This window comes from Solirubrobacter phytolaccae, from assembly GCF_027587195.1.
In the GTDB taxonomy this organism is placed as follows: Bacteria; Actinomycetota; Thermoleophilia; order Solirubrobacterales; family Solirubrobacteraceae; genus Solirubrobacter; species Solirubrobacter phytolaccae.
Window position 1 is genome coordinate 25,351 of sequence record NZ_JAPDDP010000057.1, and the last position, 24,452, is coordinate 49,802.

Sequence of the window (24,452 nt, forward strand, 5' to 3'; positions counted from 1 at the left end):
GAGGACATGTCTCATCGGAGAGCGCTCGTCCTGGGCGCGCTCACGGCTTCGCTTTGCCTGCCTTCGACGGCGTTCGGCATCGACGAGGTCAACTCGAAGAAGCTGCGTGACGGCGTCACCGTCAACGGCATCCTTCAGCACGAACGCGCCTTCCAGGCCGTGGCGAACGCCAACGGCGGCACGCGCGCCTCGGGCACGCCGGGCTACGAGGCCTCGCTGCAGTACGTCAAGCAGCGCCTGGTGAAGGCGGGCTACAAGGTGACCGAGCAGGAGTTCACCTTCCCGTTCTTCCGCGAGCTGGCGCCCGCCGCCCTCTCGCAGGTCTCGCCGACCGCGAAGGACTACGAGACCGAGACCTTCGAGTACTCGGGCAGCGGCGACGTCACCGCGGCGCTGCAGGAGGTGCGCGACAACCTGGTGCCGCCGCCCGCTGAGCCCGGCTCCACCGCCGGCTGCGAGGCCGCCGACTTCACCGGGTTCGTCGCGGGCCGGATCGCGCTGATCCAGCGCGGCGGCTGCGACTTCGGCGTCAAGGTCGACAACGCGAAGGCCGCCGGTGCCGCGGCCGTGATCATCTTCAACGAAGGGCAGGAGGGCCGCACCGGCCTGATGGGCGGCACGCTCGGTGCGCCCAAGACCCTGCCGACCGTCGGGCTGACGTACGCGGACGGCTCGGCGCTGGCCGGCCAGCTGCGCGGCGGCGCGACGGTGACCATGCACGTCACGACCTCCACCGAGGCCGACCTGAACGCCAAGACCAAGAACCTGATCGCGGACACGAAGGGTGGGAACGCGGACCAGACCGTGGTCGTCGGCGCCCATCTGGACTCCGTGGTCGAAGGTCCGGGCATCAACGACAACGGGTCGGGCTCCGCAGCCATTTTGGAGATCGCGGAGGCGATGAGCGAGCAGAAGGTCAAGCCTCGCCGCACCGTTCGCTTCGCGTTCTGGGGCGCGGAGGAGTCCGGCCTGCTGGGCTCCGAGCACTACGTGACCACGTTGCCCGCGGAGAAGCTGACGCAGATCTACGCGAACCTGAACTTCGACATGGTCGGGTCGCCGAACTACGTGCGCTTCGTCTACGACGGCGACGGGTCCGACACGCCGGTCGCGGGTCCTCCGGGCTCGGGTGAGATCGAGTCGGTGTTCACGCGCTACTTCGCGGGGCAGGGTTTGGCGTCCGAGCCGACGGAGTTCTCCGGTCGGTCGGACTACGGCCCGTTCATCGCGGTCGGCATCCCCGCCGGCGGCCTGTTCACCGGCGCCGAGGGCGTCAAGACCGCCGAGCAAGCGGCGATCTTCGGCGGCACCGCCGGGCTCGCCTACGACCCGTGTTACCACCAGGCGTGCGACACGATGACGAACCTGAACGTCAACGCCCTGAACGAGATGAGCGACGCGGCGGCGCACGCCACGCTGACGCTCGCGGTCAGCAAGACCGGCCTGTTCCCGGACGGCTCCCGCAAGGCCGCCCGTGACAAGTCCAAGGCCAAGAAGTTCGACGGCAACCACGCCTCGCGCTAGCTGATCCGCTCGCGGCCCAGCCTCGCCAGGAACGGGTCGAGGCGGTGCTGCAGCACGAACAGCTCGAAGTCGCGGCGGGCACGGTCGAGGGCCGTGCCCGTCGCGAACGGGCGTGAACCGGTGGCGCGGGCCGCTTCTCCGAAGACGGTCGCGCCGGCGTCGGCGACGGCGGCTCGCAGCGGGATCGAGACCTTCGTGAGGTCTTCGGCGCGCGCCGCGTACTCGAACCAGCGGTCGATCGTCTGCTGCGCGACGATGAGCTTGCCCGCGGCGTGGGCTCGCAGGTCGTCGTCCTTGAGTTGTTGCAGGGCGGAGTCGACCCCGCAGTCGACCATCCCGGCCCACGCCGCCGCGGTGCGGATGGCGTCGCCGGACAGGTAGGGCTCGGTCGTCAGCGGCGTCAGCGTGGCGAGGATGGGGGCGCCGTGGAAGTGGACGCGGTGCGACTCGGACGCACGCATCCCGCCGGCCCGGTACCAGCCCTTGTCGACCTCGACGTTGCCGTCGGTCAGGTCGACGTACACGAGCGTGCCCTTCGCGATCACGAGCGCGCGCGTGAGGCCGCCCGCGCCGGAGCAGAAGACCTTCGTGCCGTTGAGGGTGTCGTTGTGGACGCTGGCGGGCTCGCCCTCGTTCGGCGCGGGATCAGCGCCCCACACGCCGAGCCAGTGGTCTCCGGGGTCGATCCCGTCGAGTTTGAGACGCTCCTGGGCGTTCAGATGGCCTTCGAAGATGCGCCCGACGGAGCCGTCTGCGCGCGCGACTCGTCGGACCAGCGCCCATTCCTCACCACGCGTGGCCGGCACCTCGAGCTGCGTCAGCGCGGCTATCGCGACGGTCGGGAACGCGGGGTTCGCGTCCAGCTCCGCCGCGTTGGCGGCGATCTCGTCCAGCGCCCTCACAGGTTCGGGTTGCCCAGCGGGATCGGCACGGGCCACGGCATGGTCAGCGGCCCGGGCTCCAGGCCTTCGCTGCGTGCGCGCTCCACGAGCGGCTTCACGAGCAGGGCCGTCTCGATCGCCGTCTCCCGCCGCGCCCCGGCCCCGACGCCGTCGTGAGCGAGCACGATCGACCCGGGTTCGAACCGCAGCTGCGCGAGCATGTCGTGCGCGCTGTCACCCCGCCAGTCGTGGGTGTCCGCGTCCCACCCGACGATGGTCAGCCCGCGCTCCGCGGCCACCTCGCGCGTGTAGTCGGCGAGATGCCCCCACGGGATCCGCCACCGCGTCGCCGGGATCACCCGCAACGCCCGATCGATGTCGTCTTCCACGTCCTCACGCGGCGTATACGGGTGCCGCAGGTGCGCGTATCCATGGATCTGCACGTCATGTCCGGCAGCCACTACCCGTTCCAGCAGCTCGGGGTGCTGCTCGACCCGCTCGGCCAGCACGAAGAACGTCGCCTTCACGCCGGCGGCGTCCAACGCCTCCAGCACCGCCGGCGTCCCGCGCGGGTCCGGCCCGTCATCGAACGTGAGCGCAAGCACCTTGCTCGCGACCCTACCCAGCACGTCGCTAGACTGCTTCGCGCTTGGTGGGCGTAGCTCAGTTGGTAGAGCTCTCGGTTGTGGTCCGAGCGGTCGCGGGTTCGAGTCCCGTCGCTCACCCCTCAAGGAAACCGCGCACTTGCGCGGTTTCTTGCGTTAACGAGGCCTGAAGGCTACTCGGCGACGGAACAATCTCGGAACAAATTCTGTTCCGAAGCTGTCCGGGGTGGGCGCGAAGGTGGCTTCATGGACGGATCTGGGAAGCGAGTCGGCGTCGTGATCAGCCTGGACGGCTGGGCGGTCCAGAGCGCGACGAGGATTGCCTCGGTGGGCGCGCACGTGGTCGTGGTGACCACGGCGATCGCCAGCCCGCGAGCGCCGATCACGTTGACGTCGACATACGTGGGCGCGCGAGACATCGACACGCAGGTCACTCGCCTGCTGCAGCAGCCGGCGGGAGTCTCGTTCGAGCAGCGCGAGGTTCGCTTGGTGTCGGTCATCGGCGACGACCGCAACGACTGCCTGGCCGATCACCTGGACGCGCTGCTGAGCACGTTGATCGACCTCGGTTTTGAGCCGTCGACCAGGATCGAAGGCCCGCGCCCATTGCCCGAACCGATGCCGCAGTCGATCTTCATCAGCGAGAAGCGGGGAACGCCGCCGGCTGAGTTCCCGCGTGAGCGACGGCGCCCTCGGTGGCTGCGACGTTAGGAAAGCTGGCGTTCCATCAAAAGGAAGGCCGCGCGGCGGGCCGCCCGTACGACGCCAGCTCCCCCCGCCGCGCGATCGCCGTGGTCAACCGAGCTGACCTGCGAGCCAGCTCTCAAGCATCGGTCGCGTGAACCGGATGTGCCGGCCGACCTTCAAGCACGGCATCTTCTTCTCTCGCACGGCTTCGTAGACCCAGCTCTTCCTCACCGAGAGGAGGCTGGCGGCCTGGTCGGCGTCGAGAAGGGGCTCGCTGAGCGCGACTGGGGGAGTGCTGTGAGAACGGTGCATATCCACTAGGAGGCGGACCGCTCGACTTGTCCCAGGTTTCTTTCGGTTTCGCTGCTCTGGCACAGCGCGCAGTGGCGGGCATAGTGCCCATCGCGCTTGATCTGACGCTCGAGGTCGAGCCCGCCGACCCACGTCCGCGGCAGTCGCATCTGGACGCCGGCGGCGTGCGCGCGCTTGGTCAGGCGTGAGCCGCGCCCGTTGCGGTGTTGCCACAGCCGCTGCTTGAGGTTGGTCGTGTACCGACGTAGTGCTGGCAGCCAGCCACTGGATCATCGAAATGGAGTAGGTACACGGTCCCGGTCTTCATGCCCGGTCCCTCCTTCTTTGGACGAGCCCGCCCATTGCGAGCCTTCGCCCTCCTCACCGCACGCGTGCGTGCGAACCTAAGAGGGCAAGGCCGCATGGGCGACCGTCTTGCCGCCGTCGCCACTAGGCGAACACGCGTTTGGCACCGGTTGCGGTGCTAGCACCGGTGTTGGTGTGGCGCCGGACCACGTTGAAGCCACGGCACACGCCGCCCACAGAACCACGACGACGATCGCAATCGCGACGAGAAAGCACCGGACAGCTGCGGGCCGTCTTCGATGAAACGAGCGTCCCGCTGGCTCTCCCTCGCAGTCACCAGCGATGACCGTGGACGCAGCACGGCTGAGTTTCCCTAACCGGCGCTTGGCCTTGGCCTGGGCTGATCCGATCCGTCGTCGGTGGTGACCTCCAGGAACAGCCGTTTGGCACCGGATCCGGTGCCAGCACCGGTGCTGGTGCGGGTGCCTAGCCGAGCAGCGTTCTGAAGCGACTGCTCTGCCGCGCCCGTCGGGGTTAGCGGCTTCCGTCACGTCGCGCCGGCCGGCCCATGGGGCTGGCCGTGAACGGCGTGGGACCTGTGCTGCGAGGGGCCGGCTTACCCATCGGGCTCGCCGTGAACGGAGTGGGCACCCCGCTGTGTGCTTGCGGCATGGCAGCTGGAATCCGCCTCGGTGGAGCTGGCTTGCCATTCCTGATGCGCATATTCCGAATCCTAAGCCCGCTAGCGGCGTCGACGACGGGGTGGCGCGCACCGGTCATCGACTTCCGGTGCGCGCACGTGGTGTCCGTCAGCCGCCGCTGAGCGCTCGCTTGAAGCGTTTGATCGGACGCGCAGCCTCGGCGGCGGCTCGCTCGCGCTCCGCCCTCTGCCGGCGGAGTATCTCTTCGCGCTGGGCTGCTCGCTGCGCCTGGACCGCCGCTTCGTGCTCGCGAGCGACTTGTACGGCCTCCTGCTGAAGCTCGATCTGGCGCGCCCGCTCCGCGTCGGCCGCGACCGACGCGCAATGCTGCTTGATCAGCCAGGACGCCATCCCGCGATAGCCGCGGACGGCGCTAAAGCGAACTGCGGCTGCTCCGATTCCGAACATGAGATCCGTCTGGCTCGCAGACCGCTGTGCGCGGAAGCCGACCTTGGCCGCGAGATCGTTCATCCGCACCTGGTCGCGTGGCGTCGGGACGACGTACACGACGCGCCCGAGGTTCGAGACGCCGGCAGCGTTGTAGTAGCCCTGGAGGATCGCCCGTGTCCGTTCCGCACGCTTCGCCGTTCGCTCGACCTCGATCGCGACCCAGCAATCGTCGGCCAAGTCCACGACGATGTCAGGAAGGTGATTGCCGGACCGCGTGCGTCCCGGCTCGTGGACCCGCGGCGCGAATCTCCGTCCGTCGGGCCTCGCGTGCTCCGCACGCATTTCGCGCTCGGTCCAGACCTTCAGGAGCTTGCCGTCACGCTCGAGCTCAGCGACGACATCCGTCATCGCCAGATCGTGCTTCAGCGTCGCCAGGCTCACTGTCGCCGACGCCAGACTCAGCTCCGCCCACTGCAGCCCCGCCCTCGTCGCCAGATAGACCCCCGGCCCCGGCACGTTGCTCTCGTGACCTACCAGCCCCGCTTCCCACAGCACCTGAAGCCGCCTGTACGCCTTGCTCCTCGCCATCCCGAACCGCCACTGGACCTGCTCGACCCTCGCCAATCGCACCCGTCCTAGCCATCCCAGGATCTCGATGTCCCGCTCCGTAATCCGGAACCCGATCTGCTCCCTCGTACCGCCTAGTTGATTGCTCATATCCACTAGGAGGCTCAACCGCCCGTCTGTCCCACATTTCTTTTCCGATGACCCGCGCTGACCCCAGACACCCACCCCTTGTTTGTTCTCCGGTGGGCGTGTGGGGTCAGCGCGGGGAAGAGGCATCAGGTCTGTCCATACCGCAGGCGGGCGGCGGAACATGCGAGCGAGGGGTGCGGACGTCCAGTCCACGGTTTGGTCCACGGCGTGCGGCCTCGGAGCTGAACTGTGTGCGCTGGGCCGCCGGGCAGCTAGCTGCTGACTCCTTGTAGTCCTCAGGTCACGGCTCTGGCGCCAGGTTGCCCACGGCGCGCATGAACTCGCGATCTAGGCTGGAGACCTGGGCTTTGTCAACGCCGGGAAGCAGCGGGCCTCGTCTCATGACGATGTGTTCGTTGCTATTGCGTCGTGGGAAGTGCCCGCCGGCGATGACGATCGTGACGTAGACGTCGCCGAAACCTCCGAGGTCGCTGACGAGTTGGTCCGCGATCACCCATCGCGAAGCTATGCGCGTTTCTGCGAAATTGTCGGGGTACACGTCGTCCATCGCCAGACGCTCGCCCACTGCAGCTGATGCGTCCCACGCCGCTCGGGCCACCGTGATTGAGCGCACATTCCCGCCCATCTGGTGACGCCAAGTCAATGCCTCCTGAGACCACGTGACGGGATCCGGCGAATCCGCGTAGAAGCCGGCAGGGAGTCCGCTCGGGCGGTCCAGAAGCTGGTTCCAGATCCGCTCAGCGAAGTCAGTCTTGAATAGGCGTGCGGAGATGTCGGGCGGGTTCCCCGTTGCCGCAACGCCGACAGCGAACCGGACCGGGGCCGATGCTGTCGGTTCCGTGAAGTCTGATGGGTCTTCGTCCACGGCTCGCGCTGGCGCCCACGCTCCCGAAAGACGCCCGGCTCGGCTTCGAGCCAGTCCCGGAGAACTGCGAGAGCAGCACGGTCTGCGCGCTCCTGTGTGGTGCGCCGCGCGAGGTCGCCTTTCGCGAAGAGCTCCGCCAGCCGTGTCGGATCTCGCACGGTCTGCGATTTCCCGGGTAGCCGCTCGTACAGCGTGCCGTTGGCCATACACGGTGGAGTTGGCGTAGGAGACACTCTGACAATCGCCACGTGCCCGTTCTGAGCGCGCCATGCAAGGACGTCGAAGTCAGGCCGTGGGCGAACCCCACGCTCGGGGTCGGCGACCACGTTCGTTATCCACGTGATTGGCTCATCCGGAAACTGCATCCCGTCCAACGTCCATCCCGCGCCTCCGGACGCGCGGGCCGCGCCTAGGATCAGGAACCCACCCTCATGACTATTCGCGAAGGCGCACACCTGAAGACGCACCTCGCTCTTATCGAGCTTCGTGCCCTTGGCCTCCCAGAGCAAGGGTTCGTCATCAGCCTGCGCCAGAAACGCTGAGACGGTCGCGAGATCCAACGCCGACCACGGCGCGCCGAAGATCGTCATTGCCTAGCTCGCTTCCGTTGAGTGTCGACTGCGGACCGGGCCGGCCCGCCGCTCTAGAGATCCTTCGATACGCGGACCGCATCCCCGGCCCATTCAGTGCTGACGCCCTCAGGCCCTGGGCTAAATCGCACGCCGAGATGAGATGCAAACCGCGATGCTTGATGCGGGGTCGATTGCCCGTTGATGAATCTTCGGTTCGCGTAGCTGAGGAGGCATGCGAGACGTGCTCGCGTGATCGACACGTAGAGCATTCTTGCGGCTTCCAAGACTTGGCCCGGATACCTGGCGCGCGTCTCCCCGGGGAGGATTTGCTCTTCCAAACCGGGGATCAGGACGACGGTCGCAGAGAGCCCTTTGGCGCCGTGCATCGTCATGACGCGGACTCGATTAGGAAGCGACTCCTCGGGGCTAAGGTCATTGCCCAAACGCGCGTGTATCGCGGAAAGGATGGACGCGCGCTCGTCGTCCTTCTCGGAACTGAGAAATCGCGCTAATTCAGCGATCGTCGTGCCTGCCGGAACGATCTCTACCTCATCACGCCAACTCGAGGTCGCGTCCGCGCCAAGGATCATCGCGATGACGTGGTCCAGGGCTTCGGCTCGATCCTCGACGGCGTCGTCGCTGCTCCATTCGAGCAATACTTCGCAGACTTCTCGCGCTTGATCGAGGGCTGTTTCAGCACGTGGGCTGAACACGTCTTCTGGCAAGGCCTCGTAGAAGATGTCGTGGTAGTTGAGGTCGTGCTCGATCGTCGCATCGGCGATTGCCGTTGCGGTAACGATTCCGACGCCGCTGCGCAACTCAAGCAAAGTTCGGAGGGCCACGTAATCGTCGCGGTCGCTAACGATGCGCGCGACCGTCATTACGGCACGACCGACATCGGTATCGCGAAACGCCGTCTCTCTTGGGGGCTCGAATGGGACGTCGAGCTTGTCGAACGCCGCACTGAGCTGCCACTGCAGCGCGCGTGCATTGCTGACTAGGACCATGATCTCCCGCGGATCCATGCCAGCATCGATAAGTCGGCGGCACGAAAGCGCGACGAACGTAGCCTCTTCAGCGGCGCTCCCGTAGCGCCAGCACTGAATCGTTCCGTTGACTCGCGGTTCCGAGTCCGCGTACAGCGAAACCAGATCCTTCGGAATTCGCTTTGGCGCGGCGTTCTGAGTGATGAGGGCGTCGGCCGAAGCCAGCACGGCCGGCGTGCACCGGAAGCAGTGCTGGAGCACGTGGCTTCCCGCAACTTCGAACTGGTCTGGGAATTCCTGAATGCCTGACGGATCGGCGTACCGGAAGGAATAGAGGCTCTGATCGTCATCCCCGGCTACGAAGAGCGTCGCACCCAGCTCTGCGAGACCGTAAACGAATCTCAGGTCCATCGGATTCAGATCTTGGAACTCGTCGACGATGAGATGCTCGATGCCAAGCAGCTCGATCGGGTCCAACGTTCCGGCGTCGAGCATCTGGACGCACTTTTGCACGATCTCTCCGGGGAGCACGCATGCATACAGCTGTGTTCGTGGCCCGTGAAAGGCGCGAAACGCGACGCGCTCCGCGTCCGAGATCGGTGGGTCGGGCGGTCTCTGCGCAGGACGTTGAGTGTGCTGTCCCGTGCTCCAGAACGCCTCGTGATCCTCTCGAATCTCGCGGCGCCGACGCACGGTTCCGATATTTGCCCGGCGCGCAAACTCCGGGTCGAAGAGCTTCGTTAGCTCCCATTCGTCAAGAACGAGCGGATCGACTGGGTATGCGGCAAGCGCACCAGCCGCCCGAAGCGTCCGGAGAGCGAGTGAGTGCAAGGTCGTCACAGCTATGTGCGCCTCGCCGTGGTTTGAGCGCTCGCATGCAGCCTGAACCCGTTTCTCGAGGTCCTGTGAGGATGCGCGCGTGAAAGACACCGCGGCGACCGACTTGGGGTCAGCGTTCTCGTTGAGAAGTCGAACTACGCGCTCCTCGATCGTGTACGACTTTCCCGTCCCCGGGCCTGCGACCAGCCGCACTCGATCGCGATCGTCGGCGGCTGCCGCCACCTGAACGGCTCCCGCTTGCCTTTTCTGCTTGACGGTGATGCCCACAGCGACCTCCGTCCCTGTCGAACGCCCGGAGCCAATCTACGCGGCAGACGCACCATAGTGGTGATTCCTTGCGTGATGCAAGCTACTCCAACGAACAGTCCTGGCTAAGAAGTTGGCGGGGGCCGGTCGCGTCGGCGGGGCGGGGTGCCTGCGGCCGATGTAGTGGGCCGGTGCCCACCAGCAACCGACTCGGCTCGAACCCCATCCTCCGGCTACGAACGCCGACGCGGGGGTCAAGATGTACGAGTGAGTTCAGATCAAGGGGATCAATGGTCGCCGGCACGCGACCCATACGCCATTGCGGTGTCCCAATCGTGGTCCGCGATGCATGCGGTGTTGCGATTCGCCGCCGACGCAAAAGCCGCCGACGGGCTGGAGCAGCAGATCTATGCGCGCCAGATCGTCGGCCAGTTGCGGTTGATCCATCTATGCGCCGGGATGTTGGCGAAGGAACTGACACGACTAGGTATCGATCAAGGGCACCGAGATCGACTCCAGGATGGAATCACCGCGTTCGCGCAGGCACTTCCCGGCGCTAAAGACGCACGCGACATTCGGGAGCATCTCGACGAGTACGCTCGCGGTGAGGGCCAGCTCCAGCGGAGAGCGATGCGCGAGTCGGCTATCGATCGTCTCGCTGCCGCCGCGAGGTTCTGGGGTGGCGGTTACGACCCTCTGACTGAAGAGTTCCGAGAAGGGCCGTTTGTCGTGTCGATCCCAGTAGCTGTGGAAGCGGCAAGGCTACTTCAGACCGCGATCTACCACGCCGCACGTGCCGTAGACGCCAGCCGTGATCCTGCGCGCCGCAGCAACCCGCCGAGCGAAGGGAACTGCAGCTAGCGCTCCAGCTGGCGTCGAGGATCGAGCGGCGGAGCAGGCCGCCGCTGGCCAAACACACAGAGCGCGTAGTCGGCGAAACTATGGTTCAGATGCCTGGCAGTGCGAACTCCGACGAGAGTTACGTCCTTGACCTGACCGACGATCTGCTTGGCGAACGTGCCAGTCGACAACATCGCTTCGACTGGTTGCTGGGAGACCCGAGCTCTAGCGGGAACCGCCGTAAGCTCCCGGTCGACGGCTATTACAAGCGGCACGCGCTCGTCGTCGAGTACCACGAGCGCCAGCACGAACATCCGGTGCCGCATTTTGACAAGCCGGATCGGATGACTGTGAGCGGCGTCGATCGAGGAAAACAGCGTCGGTTGTACGACGAGCGGCGGCGAGAACTCATCCCCTGCCACGGCCTCAGGCTCTTAGTGATCCGTGCCGGCGATCTGGCAACAGACTCGCGAGGACGACTGCATCGAGATCAGCAGGCCGACCTTGTGGTCCTTTCAAAAATGCTCAAAAGCTTCGTCCTCCTCGGTTGAGAAGAGACGTTTAGAAGCGCCAGCGTGCGTGACGCTGGCGGGCATCCCGTCCGTAAGTCAAGGGCGGACAGGACGTATGACCACCGGTCTCGCCTTCTCGCTGGCACTTCACTGCGGGCGCCCAGACGGCCCAGCAGGGCACCACGGTCAGCCCTCGTTGGACACGTTGAGGATCGTCTGTCCGGCATGCCACCGCAGACGACGCGCCGGATCATCGAATCCGGGCTTCCCCGGCCGCGGCAAAGGCTGTGTCGCTACCTCGGCAAACTGCGCGCCGTCCCAGCGGTAGAGCACCTCGTCGCGGATGCCACTTGCATAAGGTTCGTCGGCGTGTGGTTGAACGGTGGCGATCTCAACGCGTCCATCAGCGTCAAGGTCGCCCACTGTGAATCCCATCGGTGTTCCACTCCCGATCTCGGCCAGCTTGCTGAAGCTGTCTGGCCACTCGTCGCGCTGTCCGAAGACGTGAAGCATCGAGCTGTGAGGGCCCCATGGAGATGCCACAAGCAACTCGTCCCTTCCGTCGTTATTGACGTCGGCGACGGCTATCGCCCAGCGGCGCGCCTCATTGCCGTCGATTGCTGCGTCGGCTCCAGCAGTCGTTGAGATCCCGAGTGCCCGAGCGATGTCTGCGACTTTCACACCAAGCTCTTCTGCTTTCCGAATTGCTCGGCTGTCCCGCTCCGCAGCGTTCTGGTCCGAAGTCCGAGAGTGCTTCAGCGCCCACACAGAGAGCAGCACGCCGAACGCGGTGAGCCCAAGCCCTAGAACACCGACTGCAAGTCCAATCAGGGTAGAGGCGTCCATTCAGCGTTAACCTTAGCCCTCGGACGCTTCGCCAGTGGTTCGCGGAGGTCCCGAGCCCCGTCTGCTGAGATACAGCTCGAATAGAGCGATCGTTCTCGTCGACCCGGACGTGCTGGTCTACCGCTGGACTACGTGTCGTCTTCAACGCCTACTGCCAGGATGGACGGTGCGAATGTGGCGTTAAGGAGTGATACCTCGCGCAGCCGGCTGGTAGTGCGGAGAGATCGCGGTCGTATCCGGGTCCTCGTGGCCCATCCACGCCTAGATCGTTCGCATCGGGACGCGGGCCGCGTCACAGCGCGTGCCGAACGTGGCGTAGCTCGTGGAACGTGATCTCGCGGACCTCTGCGCGCTTCAGGGACACCTTGAACCGCTTGGGCAGCTCGGACCGATCGAGCGGCTTGCCGAGCCCGGGGTGGCCGAAGACTAGGTCGTCATCTGCCTGTAACCGCGACCGCTGGAAGAGTCGCTCGAGCTCCTGAGCCATACGCGTGGCCATCGGGACTGACCGAGCGGACTCTTCGCTCTTCGGTTCGTTGAACTCGCCGAGCACGTAGCCGTCGACGACGGGGACGCGCTCGTTGGTCCAGTCGATGTGTCGCCAGCGCAGCGCGAGTAGCTCGTTCTGGCGGAGGCCGGTCATGGCGGCGACCAGGTAGAGGGATGACTCGATCGTTCCCAGCGCGTCCTCGGGAAAGTCCACGCGCACGAGCGCCTCGAGCACCTCCTGCGTGAGAAAGCGGATGCGGATCTTGTTGCACCGGAGCTTCGGCCCTTCGGTGAGCTTGACCGAGTTGGCCACACACCACTGGGCGCGTCGCAATGCGCGACGAGTGGCGTCGAAGAGGCGTTCGATCGGGACCCCCTGGGGTGCAAGTGATGCCTTCCGTCCCACTTGGCATCCTTTGAACGTGTCCTACGAGGGCTTTCGCGAGATGCTTCGGCAGGAAGCCGCGATGCTGGCGGCATCCGCAGCACGACACTCGGCGCTTTCACAGCACAAGCCCTCGCGCGGAACAGCGCGTGAGGCCGCCGTCGCGGACGCGCTTAGGGCACGGTTCCCGATGATCGAGATGCTGCGGGGGGAGGTGATGGCACCGGGATCAGGCCCTAGCAGCGAATGGGACGTGATCCTGCACGATCCCTCGCGCGGGGCGCCACTGGCCGGTGAGGGAGACGCCCACGTCGTCCCGATCGAAACGGTCGTGGCGGTCGTCTCGGTGAAAAGCCAACTAGGCACTTCCGCCGTCGTGGAATGCGCCGGTGCGGCAGTTCGCCTTCGGGGCTTGGTCACGCAGGAGTTTCCAGAGATGCCGTTGCCCGCTGTCTTCGCATTTGGTTTTGAAGGCGTGAAGGGAGACACGCTCTCGGACGCTCTAGCCGACGCGTCGACGACGCATGGAGCCATGTCACGGGTTGACGGCTTGCTTGTCCTTGGCCAGAGGCTCGCGCTGCCGTCTCCGGAGGGATACGCGGTTTCCGATGCTGGCCCGGACGCCTATGGCCATTGGATCGCGGCGATTGATTTTGCCGTGGAACGAGCTCCCAGGAGCCGGATGCGTTACTCGCACTATCTCGGGCCCGAGCCGTCCAGCGGCGCTGTTTCATCGCCGTTCTCGTACTTTGCCGAGGGCAGTGCGGTCGCGGCTGTCGTCACGGAGACCTCTATAGCCCCGGAGTCTTCGTCGTCGGTTCCCGAGACGGCCACCGATGATGTACGCGACGTACCTCTCGGATTGGCGACTCGACCAGCCGCTCAGGATCTCGGGGCTTCGCGGATGATGCGTCGGGTCGTAGACGAGCTTCGAGCGCATGACTCGAATGCCGCGATCAAACTGAGTAAGGCGCTGGAAAGTCGCGACGCGCTAGTCAATCTCGCCCATGCTGAACACGGTCGCCTCCTGGCCTACGTGGCGGCGGCCGTGAGCGTTCTTGGGGAGATGCGGCTAGCGGCGGCCGCGTTCGAGCGTGCGTCCAGCGAGACCGATGGAGACGAGAGCGCCTCCCTCTTGGCGCGGGCAGCGATCACGTACCGAGCCGCGGACGAAGCCGCGTCCGCCGACGCGATCATGGACCGTGCGAGCGACGACCTGCGTCCCGGGTTCCGGCTAGCACGCGCTTCCCTGCTGGACGATGCGACCGACCGAGTAACGGAGCTGCGGGCTATTCAGCCTGCCCTCCCATGGGAGGGTCGCTTCCGGGACGTTCTCCTCGCGAAGTCTCTTTACGAGCTTGACCGCGAGCCGGAAGCCGAGGAGGCCGCGCGAAAGGCACTCCAGGATGCGTGGTCGCTCTCCGCGGCCGAGCTGCTGGTGCGCTGCCTAATGGCGGCTGACCGTCGGAGTGCACGCGACCCGTCGACAGCTCGACAGGATTCGTCGTACGACGAAGCGATCCAGGTGCTCGACGATGTAGCGCACGAAGCACTGACCCTCGGACATCTTGACCAAGCGATGATCCACGACGGGGACCTCGTGCGGGCCCTCGCGCGACGCCATCGTCATCCAGATGTTGACGGAGTAGTGGGATGGTGGACGAGCCGAGGCTCGGCCGAGGCGCGAAGCGCGACAGCGCGCGCGGCCTTAGCGTCCGCGCTGCTTGGGGCGCATCGCCAGGATCTCGCGGTGAGGATCGCCCCAGGTAGAGATGCGACCGATGAGACGAGCCGTCTGTTGTGGTTGCAGCTTGATCTCGGGTCATCCGATCCCAATGTGGCCGCGGCGGCAACCCAAGCGCTAGACCGGCAGATCGAAGCGGCAACGGACGACCAAGACGCTCTAGCGCTGGCGAACATTCGTGCAACAGCCTCGTTGGACCATGGCGCTCCATGGAGCGATCGTGCTGCGGAGATTCTCGGGCGCGAGGCGCCTTTCTACCGTGACCAATTGCTGTCCTCGTACCTCGCCAGACGGGGCGACTCTAAGCAAGCGGAAACGATCTTGCTGGCCTACGCTGACACGTTGGTCGGAAGGCGCGCGCTGATAGACGTTGCTGTCGACGCAGAGGATTGGGAGCGGGTCGTCACGCTCGTTGAAGACACCTTGGGTGACGAGCCGCCTCCGATCGAGAGGTTGCGTCGCGCCGACGCCCTCGAGCAACTCGAACGCCATTCCGAGGCAGAGACGGCCTGGCGTGCGCTTGCGGAGGCCGGCGACACCCCCACTGCGATGCGCGAACATGCCTGGTACAGATTCGCCTCATCACTAGCTACTCGGCAGCAGTGGGATGCGCTCGCCAAGGCGGCAGTTGCCTGGTCAGAGGCATGCCCTGAAAGCTCGCAGGCTGCTTGGGCTGCTGCCGAATCACTCGCCCGAATTGGGGACGCGTCAGCTGGATTGGAGCTGCTCGAACGCGCTGGCGAACGACCGGAAAGTGATTCGCAACGGCGGCTGGTTGCCCGGCTGATTGCAAACGCGCGACCGATCACCGAGGCGCTTGAACGTATCGCTCGTCTTTCCGACGAAATTGCTCGACGTGACGAGACGTTGGAAGCGATGCTCATCACGCTCTCAATCCGAGTCGACTTCGAACTCGACGCGGAACTCGAGCGGCGGCTGCGCTCGACGTTCGCGGAGTTCCCCGAGCGTTTCCCAGAGTCCGCGCACGTGCAGTCCTTCAGTGCGCCGTCTACCGCCGAAGGGTGGAGCGAGTTCGCCGAGCGACACCTGGGGCGGCGAGAACGCTGGGCCTCCGAGATCCTTGAGCAGATCTCCGGTGGTAGTGGCGCGCTATCGCTGCTGGCGGTCCTTGGACGGACTTCGCTCGAGGTTTGGATCGAGAGCCGTCTGCTCCCGCTCGTGACTCCGTTGCGGGACTTGCAAGAACTTGAGGTGTCCGACGCTGATGCCGCGATTGCGCGTGCTGCGTCCTGGGACGGATCTGTTCTTGCGGTGCTCTCCCTGCTTCCTGAGGCCTCATCGGGGGCCGTCCGCCGCGCACTACCGGGCTCGGTCGTGCCGCGAGCAATTGCTGAAGAGGTCGAAGTGCTCGGACGTGAGCCAGACAGCAACAGCGCGGGGACCCTTGGGTGGGATCCTGACTCCGGTCGTCCGACGCTTTGGACAGATTCAGAAGAATCGGTCGCCGCCAGAACGAAGCGCATCGAGAAGCTCAGAGAAATCGCTCGCACGCTCGCCGTTCTGGACCCGGATGTCGGCGGCACCAGCGATGCCGCTGGAGCCTTACGTAGCGGAGACCTGCATCATTCGGCAGCGACTTGGTTGGGAGCGCTCGTGCTCGCGATCGACCGCGGCATTCCGTTCTTCTGCGACGACCGCTATCTCCGACGTTGGGCGCGACAGCAAGCCGTTCCAGCCTTTGGAACCGCAGCTCTGCTCGAGGCCATGAGGCGCCGAGGTGTGCTTACAGAGCCCGATGCGCGTACGGCGGTGTGGACGCTCCGCGGTGCCGGCGGTCGGTATCTGCGACTCGAAGCGAACGAGCTTGCCGCTCGAGTCTCGGCCGATGATTTCGAAGTAAGCCCTGCCGTAGACACCACGCTTCTAGACCCAGACGGGTGGCTAGTAGATGCGGAGACCTCGATCGAGGCGTGGGATCTGGCGTTGAGGGCCATTTGGAAGGCCAGGCCAAGCAGACTGGCGGAGTGGATTGCGCATCTCGTGACTCGGTTGAGGACCGTTCATGGCCGTCGCCCTGGGGCTATCTGCGCCGTTCTTCTCAGCAGAGCGGCGCTTGGGGACAGTGCGGATTCCGACTACTGTCGCGCATTGCTTGCCGCATTCAGTCGTTGCGAGCGCGTCTTCTGCACGGTCGAGAACCCCGTGGATGAGCTTGTTGCGAACGCTGTTCAGACGGCCACTGCAACTGGTTCGGTTCCTCCTATCGTTCCCTTGGTTGCGGTGCTGTCTCGGCTACCGATGAAGTACCAGCTCCGCGTTCTCGGCCTTCCTGCGGGCCCCGACTGGCGATTGGGTCTCATCGAGGACGGAACTGCGAAGCAGCCGCCTGTCTGAGACACCGCCTGAGTCTCGACTGCTGTCGATCCCAGAACCTAGCCCGCTCGACCAGTTGTTGAGTTGCCCACCCGGGTGTACGCCGGTGTGCCGTGCGCGAAAGCGGTGTCGAGCAGGGAGACTTCTCGCGCAGCTGGCTGGTAGTGGGCGTAGATGGCGGTCGTGTCGGGATCCTCGTGGCCCATCCACGCCTGGATCGTTCGCATCGGCACGCCGGCTGCAGCGCAGCGAGTGCCGAACGTGTGCCGCAGCTCGTGGAACGTGATCTCCCGCACCTCCGCGCGCTTCAAGGCGGCCTTGAAGCGCTTGAGCAGCTTGGACCTGTCGAGCGGCTTGCCAAGTTCGGGGTGGCCAAAGACGAGGCCGTCGTCGGCCTGATAGCGAGACCGCTGGAACAGGCGCTCCAACTCGACCGCCACGCGCGTTGCCATCGGAACTGAGCGGGCGGACTCTTCGCTCTTCGGATCGTTGAACTCGCCGAGCACGTAGCCCTCGACGACACGGATGCGCTCGTTGGTCCAGTCGATGTGTCGCCAGCGCAGCGCGAGTAGCTCGTTCTGTCGCAGGCCGGTCATGGCGGCGACCAGGTAGAGGGAGGGCTCGATCGATCCCAACGCGTCCTCGGGGTAGTCCACACGTACGAGGGCTTCTAGCTCCTCCTGCGTGAGGAACCGAATGCGCATCTTGTTGCGCCGGACCTTCGGTCCTTCCGCGAGCTTGACTGGGTTCGCCACGCACCACTTGCGGCGCTGTCCGAGCACGAAGATCGAGTGCAGTACGCCGAGGAGATTCCGGATCGTCTTGGGCGCGAGCCCGGCGGAGAGCTTCGCGTCGATGAACCGCTCGACGTGGTCCTCGGTGAGCTGCGCGAGATCCTTGCCCTTGAACTGCGGAGCCACCGCGATGTGCACGCGGATGCAGCCCTCGACGTTCACCAGGTAGGACTTCTTGGCCCCGCGCGCCTTCAGCCGTCGGAGGAGCGCGGCGCCGGCCTCCGCCACGGTCACGCGCTCGACGACCGACGAGGCAAGGAGCGACTCGTCCTCGATCATCGACCGCAGCTTCGCCTCGGCCTGCGTCTTGGTCAGACCGTCGCGCTCGCCGGGTGTGCGCAGCGCGCCGACCTTGCGGTTGCGCTGACGTCCACTCGGGTCACGCCAGCGGCCGTACCAACTGCCGTTGGTCTCGTAGAGGTGTCCGGTGCCGTACGAGCGCTTGCCCATGTCCTTCTCCTGAAAGAGTCGGCATCGGCACGGCTTCCTGAAGGGCGACGGAACAATCTTCGGAACAAATTGAGCCGAACAAACCTGACCTAAGACCACAATATTTGGCTCTAGAGAGCCAAATCGCACCCAGTCAAATCGGTATCAGTCCGGTTGTGGTCCGAGCGGTCGCGGGTTCGAGTCCCGTCGCTCACCCCTCAAGGAAACCGCGCACTTGCGCGGTTTCCTCTCGCATCGTTGCAGTCCGATCGGTGCTCAGCAGTCCCGGACCGCCGGGTCGACGTACGGGGTTCCCGCGAGCGGTCCCGAGGTCTGGCCGTTGTTGTAGAACGCGTCGGCGGAGACGTAGTACTGGTCACTCCACGGTGCCTGGGCAATTCGGTACCACCAGGTGTTGCCGTTCTGGACCTTGAATCCGGGCAACTTGCAGGAAATGGCGACGGTAGTGAACGCGGGGATGGTGGGACCCTGAGTGCCGCCGGCGTTGAGGTGGTTCGACCAGGTGTTCGCGTTGCCGCCGGTGGTTTCGTTCCAGGTCCGCGGTGGGGGTGGCGGTTCCGGAGGCGTTTCGGACTCAGTTGGTGGAGTGCCTGACCCGGCGCCGTAGCCGGATGGCCCACAGGTGACCCACTGTCCGGTGAGGTCGGGGTACTCGTCCAGGCGGGCGGCGGGGAGGACGTCGGGGCCGGGAACGCCGTGGCCCTTCAAGCAGTAGTACAACGCGCTGGTCGGAATCCAGCGGCGCTTGCCGTCTTGGCCGACGAGCCATGCGGTCTTCTGGCCCTTGGTGTCTCCGTCCCACTGGACGATGTGCCCGACGTATGCGCCAGGCTGCGTTCCGGGCTGGTAGATGAACAGCATGTTCTCGGTCGTGTGCTGATGCTCGTGGTACTCGCCGAACTCGTTGGTGATGCCCTGTGCGCGGTTGATGAGGCGGTCTCCGCCGTTCATCTCGTTCGCCATGAACGACGTCGGGCTGAGGACCCGTGTGACCACGCCCACGTGGCCGAATGTGCCGACGGTCTTGACGAACACGGCCCCTGGGCGCGGTTCCGTGCCGACCGGAAGCCCGTTGCGCTTCGCGTTGGCCGCCCAGTACTTGGCGTCGTTCTGGCCGGGTGGTCCATACACCGCCGAGCCGAGCCACTTCGCGAGGTTCCACGCACCCCAGGTGCAGTACTTGGCTTCGCCCGGGTTGCCGTCGCCGGCGGCACCCTTGGAGCCGCTCGTGTCGAACACGATGGTCTGCGACTTGGGCTTGTGCAGGTAACGCCCCTGGACCACGTCGAGCGAGCCCGGGAACATGTAGCCGGCTCGTACGCCGTCGCGGGCGACGCGCACCCTTCCCGATGTCGTCGCGCGACTGACTCGCCCGCGGAACGTGCAACGTGCCGAGAACCGCCACGTACCTTTCGGCGCGCCTGCCGGGGCCACCCAACGCCACGCGGCACGTCCGCGCTTGGTCACGAGCACCGGGAGGGACATCGCCCGAGTCTTGGGCGCGCGGACGGACGCGCTGCAGCGCGAGTTCGTGTGCGCCGACACCACCAGCCGCACCGTGGCCTCCGCGCTCCCCGTGCGCGACGAGTGGACGCGCAGATCCGCCGCGTTCGCTGAGGCGGTCGCGACCCCGGAGCCCAGCACGGCGAGTGCCACCGCGCTCGCCCGGATACGACCGCCAAGCCGCTGCCGTGTCTCCTGGGACATCGCCACGCTCCTCGTTCGACTGGTCGCGTGTGTATCCCCGATTTGTGGAGTTTTGATCCTCGTTCAGCGCGAAGATCGGGCGAGCGCCAGGGCGCGCGAGCGGGAGCGGCCCGCCAGGCCGCCGCCGGCCATCACGAGCACGAGCGCGGCGACGCCGCCCGCGATCTCCCAGGGCCATGGTGAGGGCGGGTGCGCGTAGGCCACCGCCGCGCTGTCGGCTTCGAAGGCGTATTCCTCGCGGCGCTGCTCGGCGTGCTGCACGGCCTGCATCGGTTGCACCTGCGGCGCTTCGACCGCCTGGACCTGGAGGCCCTGCGGCGGCGTCGGTGGGGCGGGCGGGACGGGCGGCTTGGGTGCGGGGGCGACCGGCGGGCGGGCCGGGTCGGGCGCGGGCGGCGGGACCGGCACGGCCGGGGTCGTCGGGCCGGGGCCCGCAGAGGCGGGGGCGGGCGCGGGGGACTCGGGCACCGGGTTCGGCTGTCCGGGCTGGGGCTGCGGTTGGGCCGGTGGGTTCGACGTCGCCGGGGCGGGGTCGGAGACCGTCGGCGGGTTCGCGGCGGGCGGTTCGGGGGTGGGGGTGGGCTTCGGCTGGTCGTCGGGCGGGCGGATGTTCGGGAACGCGCAGGTGCCGGGCGGGATCGGGATCGTCCGGAGGCCGTCGAGCCTGGGGGTCGGGGTCACGCGGACCGGGTTGGTGACGCGCCGGCCGAAGGCGGTGACGCTGATGTCGACCGTGCCGAGCGCGAGCGGGCAGATGAAGCCGCGGGGGTCGTCGACGACGTTGCCGGCCGGGTCGAGGATGACCTGGGGGAGACCGCCGTTCTCGCGCCCGCCCGGGCGGACCGCCACGAAGCGGGCGATGCGGGTGTCGGCGGAGGTGAAGGCCAGGGCGGTCGGGACGAACGTCTCGCACGACTGCAGGAAGAAGCGGCACTGGTCGACCAGCGGGTCCGAGGTGGTGCTGGGGCTGGCGGGTTGGAGCGGCTCGCTGGGAGCGGGGGACATCAGGAACCGGCGCGGGCTGGGGTCGGTGGCGACGACGAACAGCGGGATCGCCCAGCCGAGCGGGATCGCGCGCGAGCCCTGGTCGAGCTCCAGGCCGTCCAGGAGCGGCTCGGACACCACGCCGACGGGCGCGATGCCGGTCGCCGGGTCCCAGCTCCCCACGGCGACGTCGACCATCATCAGCGCGGCGTTGGTCTGGCGGGTGGTCTCGTCCTCCTCGTCCTCGGGCCCCACCGTGAACTTCCGGGAAGGCGCGTAGCCGAGTGTCGAGGACTGCAGCAGCGTGAGCCGAGCGGCGGCGCCGGGCGCCTGAGCCACGCTCTGGGAGAGCACGCCTCCGAAGTACTCGTCGGCGGGATCGTCCACGCCGGCGGTCGCGACATAGGCCGAGGCGCGGCCGGCGAGCAGCGCGATCTGGTCGGCGGCGTCCTCGGCGGGCTTCGCGCGCTGGCTGTTGTCGAGGGGCACGCTGCCGACCACGACAGAGGGGAACCCGGCCACGCGCGCCTGCTCGATCGTCGCGCGGATCCACTGCGCCTGCGGACCTTCGGGCCCGCCCTCGAGCCGGCCCGCGGCGTTGTCGATGGCGACGATCCGGACCGTGCCTGCGGGCGCCTTGACGTCGAACGCGAACGTGGTGCGCGCCGCACCCGCGACCGCCGGGCCGGGCTGCAGCACGCTGGCCACGTCGACGCCCGCCGGCGCCTCGCCCGTGCCCTGCGGCGCGGCCGCGGTGGCGAAGGCCGACGCGAACGCCTCCGCGCCGCCGCCGGGAACATCGCCGGGACCGGGCAGCACGTACGTCGGCACGCCGGCGCCCTCGGCGAGCTGGCGGTAGCGGCGCGCCCCGCCCGGGTCGAGCGGCTCGCCGCCGAGCGAGGCACGCCCGCCGCCGATGAGCAGCGCCGCGGGCCCGGCGCCGCCGGCCGTCAGGGCACGCACGCGGGTGATCGCGGCCGAGAGGTGCGCGTCGGGGCCGTACCCCTGTCCGGCGGCGCCGCCGCACCGGTCCAGGCACGCCGGGTGGCCGCCGACCGCGAGCCGCACCGAGGCGGCCGGCGCGGGCAGCTCGGCGGGCTCCGACGGCGCGGCGGGAGTGGGAGCGACGAGTGTGCCACGGTCCAGTCGGCGCACCGAGGCGAGCCCGCCGAGGGTCGGGGCGTCCGGACCGCTCCGGTTGTAGGGCCTCGTCGAGGTGTCGGACACGCCGCCGAGGAGGAAGCCGCTGCCGTCGCCGTCGACCAGGATCGCGCGCACGTTGGGCGTCATCTCCGGCAGGTCACGGCCGCCCGAGCGCTGGAAACGCGACCGGTCCAGGTCGACCCAGCCGTCCGTCGTCTCGCGCAACGCGACCGCGTCGATCGGCGGCGGGGCGAGCAGCGCCGGGCCCTGCTCGTCGATCTGCTCGTCGTCAAGGTCGACCGGCTCCGGCAGCGGGACCGGCTCGGAGGTCGCGGACACGATCGACCGGACGGTGCCGTCGGCGCCGCGGAACGCGGCGAGCGCGAACGGGTGCAGGTCCAGCGGCTCGGCGGTCGGGCGCCACGGCGCCGCTTCGTTGTCGCGCGCGAAGCGGCCGTCCACCGCGACGCCGCCGCCGGCGACGGTCGCGACCGTGCGGACCGCGGCGGGCAGCCCCGCGGCGGCCATGCGGGCGCGCAGGTCATCGTCACGCGTGTAAGCGTCACCGCCGCCGGACGGCTCGCCGACGTAGAGCCCGTCGGTCGTCGCCAGCAGCGGCGTGCGGCCGTTGAACGCGACCCCGGTGATGTGGGTCGGATCCGGCGCCGTGGCCGGGAGCGACAGGACGCGCCAGTTGTAGCCGTCGCCGCGCACGATCAGCCCGTTGAGGCCGACCGCGATGCAGTCGAGCGGGTCGGAGGGCGTGCACGCGAGCGCGAGGACGGTGTCCTCGATCTTCAGCGCGTCGAAGTTGACGACCCGCATCGGCGGCAGCTGCCGGTCCTCGAGCACGGCATCGAAGCTGAGCGGGTCGGCGTTGGTCGTCATCAGCGAGCCGGCGCTCCCGCCCGCGATCAGCAGGTTCGGGCGCGGCCAGACGAGGACGAGCGGCGGCGCGCGGCTCTCCAGCAACGGCGTGTACGACTGCGACCACCCGCGGCCCGGCGCGTAAAGCAACGCGCCCGAGGTGCGGGCCACGGCGAACACGCGGCCGTCGCCGTTCGGGGCGCCGGCCGCCGTCACGATCGCCTCCACCGCGGGGACCGGCTCCGAGGCCGACGACGCGCCGGTCGCGGCGCGGCTCACCGCGCCGAACGCGACCGTACCGCCGGTGAAGCCCGTGCCGTCGGCGGCGAACGCGATCGCCTGCGTGGTCGAGCTGCCGTCCTCGCCGATGCCGTCGCGCAGCGCGAACGCCTCACCCTCCAGCGCCGCGTAGCCGCCCTGGCGCTGGGCGTCACGGGCGCGCGCGGACGCGGCGACTCCGCGATCGACGGGTGCGCTGATCTGGCGCGCGCCGAACTTCGCGTCCGCCGTCGCGGCCGTCGCCACCGAGCGGTAGCCGCGGGCGCCGGCGGCGAGCTCGAAGCCGAGGGGGTGATCGCACAGCGGCTGCGCGTCGCACCAGCGGCCGTCGAGGGTGAGCACCGGGGCAGCGGGCGTTGCGGTTGCGGTCGCGGTCGCGGTGGGTGTGGCCGTGCCCGTGGCGGTCGCGGTCGGCGTGGCCGTGGCGGTCGCCGTCGACGTCGCGGTGGCGGTCCCCGTGGCCGTTGCGGTGGGCGTCGGCACCGCGGGCTCGGTCACCTTCAGCCGCTCAGTCAGGTCGATCGGTGCCGTCGCCCCGGTCGGCGTGACGCGCAGATCGATCCAGACGCCGTCGGCCGTGGCGGTGAGCGGGTCGGCGGGCGCCGCGGCGACCTCGACCTTCGCGACCGCGGTGCTCAACTCGTCGTCGAAGCTCACGGGCACCCAGCGCGGCCCGGCCGGATCGCGGCGCAGCAGGACGACGCGGTCGCCGACCGTCGTCGCCAGCATCCACGCGCGCGCGGGCCCGGCGGCCGCCAGCGCGACGGGACGGACGGGGTCCGGCGCGTCGATCGGCTCGCGCTGCCAGCCGCCGGCGTCCAGGCGCAGGACCGCGCGGCCGGTGCCGTCGGCGATCGTCGGCGCGACGAACGTGGCCGGCGTGCCCCCACCGATCACCGCCAGCAGCGTGCGGGCGGTCGCGGCGGCCGGGTCGCCGCCGACCAGCTGCTCGTCGGCCGCGAGCTCGGCACCCGGATCGGGCGCGGCGGTGAACGCGGCGCCGGGCGCCCGCGTGAACAGCCGCGTCGGCGCGGCGAGCAGGACCGCGCCGTGCCCGTCGGCGGTCATCTCACCCGCGTGCTGCGGCGCCGCGCCACCGACCGGCGCGCCGGTCGCCAGGGGCGCCGTGGACCAGGCGCCGCTCGCCGCGCGCGTGAGGACGACCGTCTCGTTGCCCGCGCGGCCGAGCGCCCACGCGTGCGCGCCCGCGCCCGTGGTCTCGATCCCGAACGGCACGAGCGTGCGCGCCCCGCCCGGAACCTCCGGGCGGGTGGACCATGGCGCGGGCGCGGCGGGAGCGCCGCCGTCCTGCGCGAGCGCGAGGGCAGCGCCGGCGACCGCGAGCACCACCGCGACAAGGGCCGGCCAGCGCCTCACGGTGTCGCCCTCCGGCGAGTGCGCGGCGCGGCGAGGGGCGTGCCGCCGCGCCGGGGCACGGTCGCCGCCGCCGCGAGAAGTCGGAGGCCA

Annotated in this window: 17 protein-coding genes and 1 tRNA gene; 6 read left to right on the forward strand and 12 right to left on the reverse strand. The window is 68.0% G+C overall.

The features are described 5' to 3' along the window. Positions 1-6 precede the first annotated feature (6 nt). The gene (locus OJ997_RS25190; protein ID WP_270028036.1) at positions 7-1,524 is read left to right on the forward strand and encodes a M28 family metallopeptidase; all 1,518 of its coding nucleotides are present in this window, start codon (positions 7-9) and stop codon (positions 1,522-1,524) included. Here OJ997_RS25190 and OJ997_RS25195 read toward each other — a convergent pair. Together OJ997_RS25195 and OJ997_RS25200 are read right to left on the reverse strand one after the other, a co-directional pair. Then, positions 1,521-2,426 carry an acyl-CoA dehydrogenase family protein gene (locus OJ997_RS25195; RefSeq protein ID WP_270028037.1) on the reverse strand — a complete coding sequence of 302 codons (906 nt, stop codon included), beginning with the start codon at positions 2,424-2,426 and terminating at the stop codon, positions 1,521-1,523. The two genes, OJ997_RS25190 and OJ997_RS25195, sit on opposite strands and share 4 nt — an antisense overlap. Continuing rightward, entirely contained in the window at positions 2,423-3,010 is a 588-nt protein-coding gene (locus OJ997_RS25200; RefSeq protein ID WP_270028038.1) for a polysaccharide deacetylase family protein, read from the reverse strand. Before OJ997_RS25200 ends, OJ997_RS25195 begins: the two co-directional genes overlap by 4 nt. A 47-nt stretch (positions 3,011-3,057) precedes the next feature. On the opposite strand from OJ997_RS25200, the gene OJ997_RS25205 reads away from it, so the two are divergent. Together OJ997_RS25205 and OJ997_RS25210 are read left to right on the forward strand one after the other, a co-directional pair. After that, positions 3,058-3,130: transfer RNA gene (locus tag OJ997_RS25205), tRNA-His, on the forward strand. A 126-nt stretch (positions 3,131-3,256) separates the two neighbouring features. Beyond that, complete coding sequence (locus OJ997_RS25210; protein ID WP_270028039.1) at positions 3,257-3,721, forward strand: hypothetical protein; 465 nt, start codon at positions 3,257-3,259, stop codon at positions 3,719-3,721. A gap of 84 nt (positions 3,722-3,805) precedes the next feature. Here the strand turns inward: OJ997_RS25210 and OJ997_RS38155 are convergent, their stop codons facing one another. The 5 genes from OJ997_RS38155 to OJ997_RS25225 form a co-directional block, all read right to left on the reverse strand. Then, entirely contained in the window at positions 3,806-4,282 is a 477-nt protein-coding gene (locus tag OJ997_RS38155; RefSeq protein ID WP_372517933.1) for a helix-turn-helix domain-containing protein, read from the reverse strand. A gap of 821 nt (positions 4,283-5,103) precedes the next feature. Then, complete coding sequence (locus OJ997_RS25215) at positions 5,104-6,102, reverse strand: hypothetical protein (RefSeq protein WP_270028040.1); 999 nt, start codon at positions 6,100-6,102, stop codon at positions 5,104-5,106. A gap of 280 nt (positions 6,103-6,382) precedes the next feature. Then, positions 6,383-6,649 (reverse strand): hypothetical protein, encoded by a 267-nt coding sequence (locus OJ997_RS25220; protein WP_270028041.1) that lies wholly within the window; start codon positions 6,647-6,649, stop codon positions 6,383-6,385. Positions 6,650-6,741: 92 nt separating this feature from the next. Beyond that, a complete protein-coding gene (locus tag OJ997_RS38160; RefSeq protein ID WP_372517934.1) occupies positions 6,742-7,557 on the reverse strand; it encodes an AlbA family DNA-binding domain-containing protein in 816 nt (271 codons plus the stop codon). Positions 7,558-7,610: 53 nt separating this feature from the next. Beyond that, positions 7,611-9,632, reverse strand: a complete 2,022-nt coding sequence (locus tag OJ997_RS25225) for an ATP-dependent helicase (protein WP_270028042.1) — start codon at positions 9,630-9,632, stop codon at positions 7,611-7,613. 324 nt (positions 9,633-9,956) lie between these two features. On the opposite strand from OJ997_RS25225, the gene OJ997_RS25230 reads away from it, so the two are divergent. Together OJ997_RS25230 and OJ997_RS25235 are read left to right on the forward strand one after the other, a co-directional pair. After that, positions 9,957-10,472 (forward strand): hypothetical protein, encoded by a 516-nt coding sequence (locus OJ997_RS25230; protein WP_270028043.1) that lies wholly within the window; start codon positions 9,957-9,959, stop codon positions 10,470-10,472. An 89-nt stretch (positions 10,473-10,561) separates the two neighbouring features. Beyond that, the gene (locus OJ997_RS25235) at positions 10,562-11,002 is read left to right on the forward strand and encodes a hypothetical protein (protein WP_270028044.1); all 441 of its coding nucleotides are present in this window, start codon (positions 10,562-10,564) and stop codon (positions 11,000-11,002) included. 147 nt (positions 11,003-11,149) lie between these two features. On the opposite strand, the gene OJ997_RS25240 is transcribed toward OJ997_RS25235, so the two are convergent. Together OJ997_RS25240 and OJ997_RS25245 are read right to left on the reverse strand one after the other, a co-directional pair. Further along, positions 11,150-11,809, reverse strand: coding sequence for an FG-GAP repeat domain-containing protein (locus OJ997_RS25240; RefSeq protein WP_270028046.1), 660 nt, complete (start codon positions 11,807-11,809; stop codon positions 11,150-11,152). A gap of 292 nt (positions 11,810-12,101) precedes the next feature. Beyond that, positions 12,102-12,704, reverse strand: a complete 603-nt coding sequence (locus OJ997_RS25245; RefSeq protein WP_308213588.1) for a tyrosine-type recombinase/integrase — start codon at positions 12,702-12,704, stop codon at positions 12,102-12,104. 16 nt (positions 12,705-12,720) lie between these two features. Between OJ997_RS25245 and OJ997_RS25250 the strand changes: the two genes are divergently transcribed. Next, positions 12,721-16,782 carry a PIN domain-containing protein gene (locus OJ997_RS25250; RefSeq protein WP_270028048.1) on the forward strand — a complete coding sequence of 1,354 codons (4,062 nt, stop codon included), beginning with the start codon at positions 12,721-12,723 and terminating at the stop codon, positions 16,780-16,782. Between the two features lie 38 nt (positions 16,783-16,820). Here the strand turns inward: OJ997_RS25250 and OJ997_RS37825 are convergent, their stop codons facing one another. From OJ997_RS37825 to OJ997_RS25265, 3 genes are all read right to left on the reverse strand, one after another. Continuing rightward, on the reverse strand, positions 16,821-18,104 hold the full coding sequence (locus OJ997_RS37825) for a tyrosine-type recombinase/integrase (RefSeq protein ID WP_270028049.1): 1,284 nt from the start codon (positions 18,102-18,104) through the stop codon (positions 16,821-16,823). Between the two features lie 156 nt (positions 18,105-18,260). Next, positions 18,261-19,346 (reverse strand): CHAP domain-containing protein, encoded by a 1,086-nt coding sequence (locus tag OJ997_RS25260; RefSeq protein WP_270028050.1) that lies wholly within the window; start codon positions 19,344-19,346, stop codon positions 18,261-18,263. 429 nt (positions 19,347-19,775) lie between these two features. Beyond that, complete coding sequence (locus tag OJ997_RS25265) at positions 19,776-24,362, reverse strand: hypothetical protein (protein WP_270028051.1); 4,587 nt, start codon at positions 24,360-24,362, stop codon at positions 19,776-19,778. Positions 24,363-24,452: the final 90 nt, after the last annotated feature.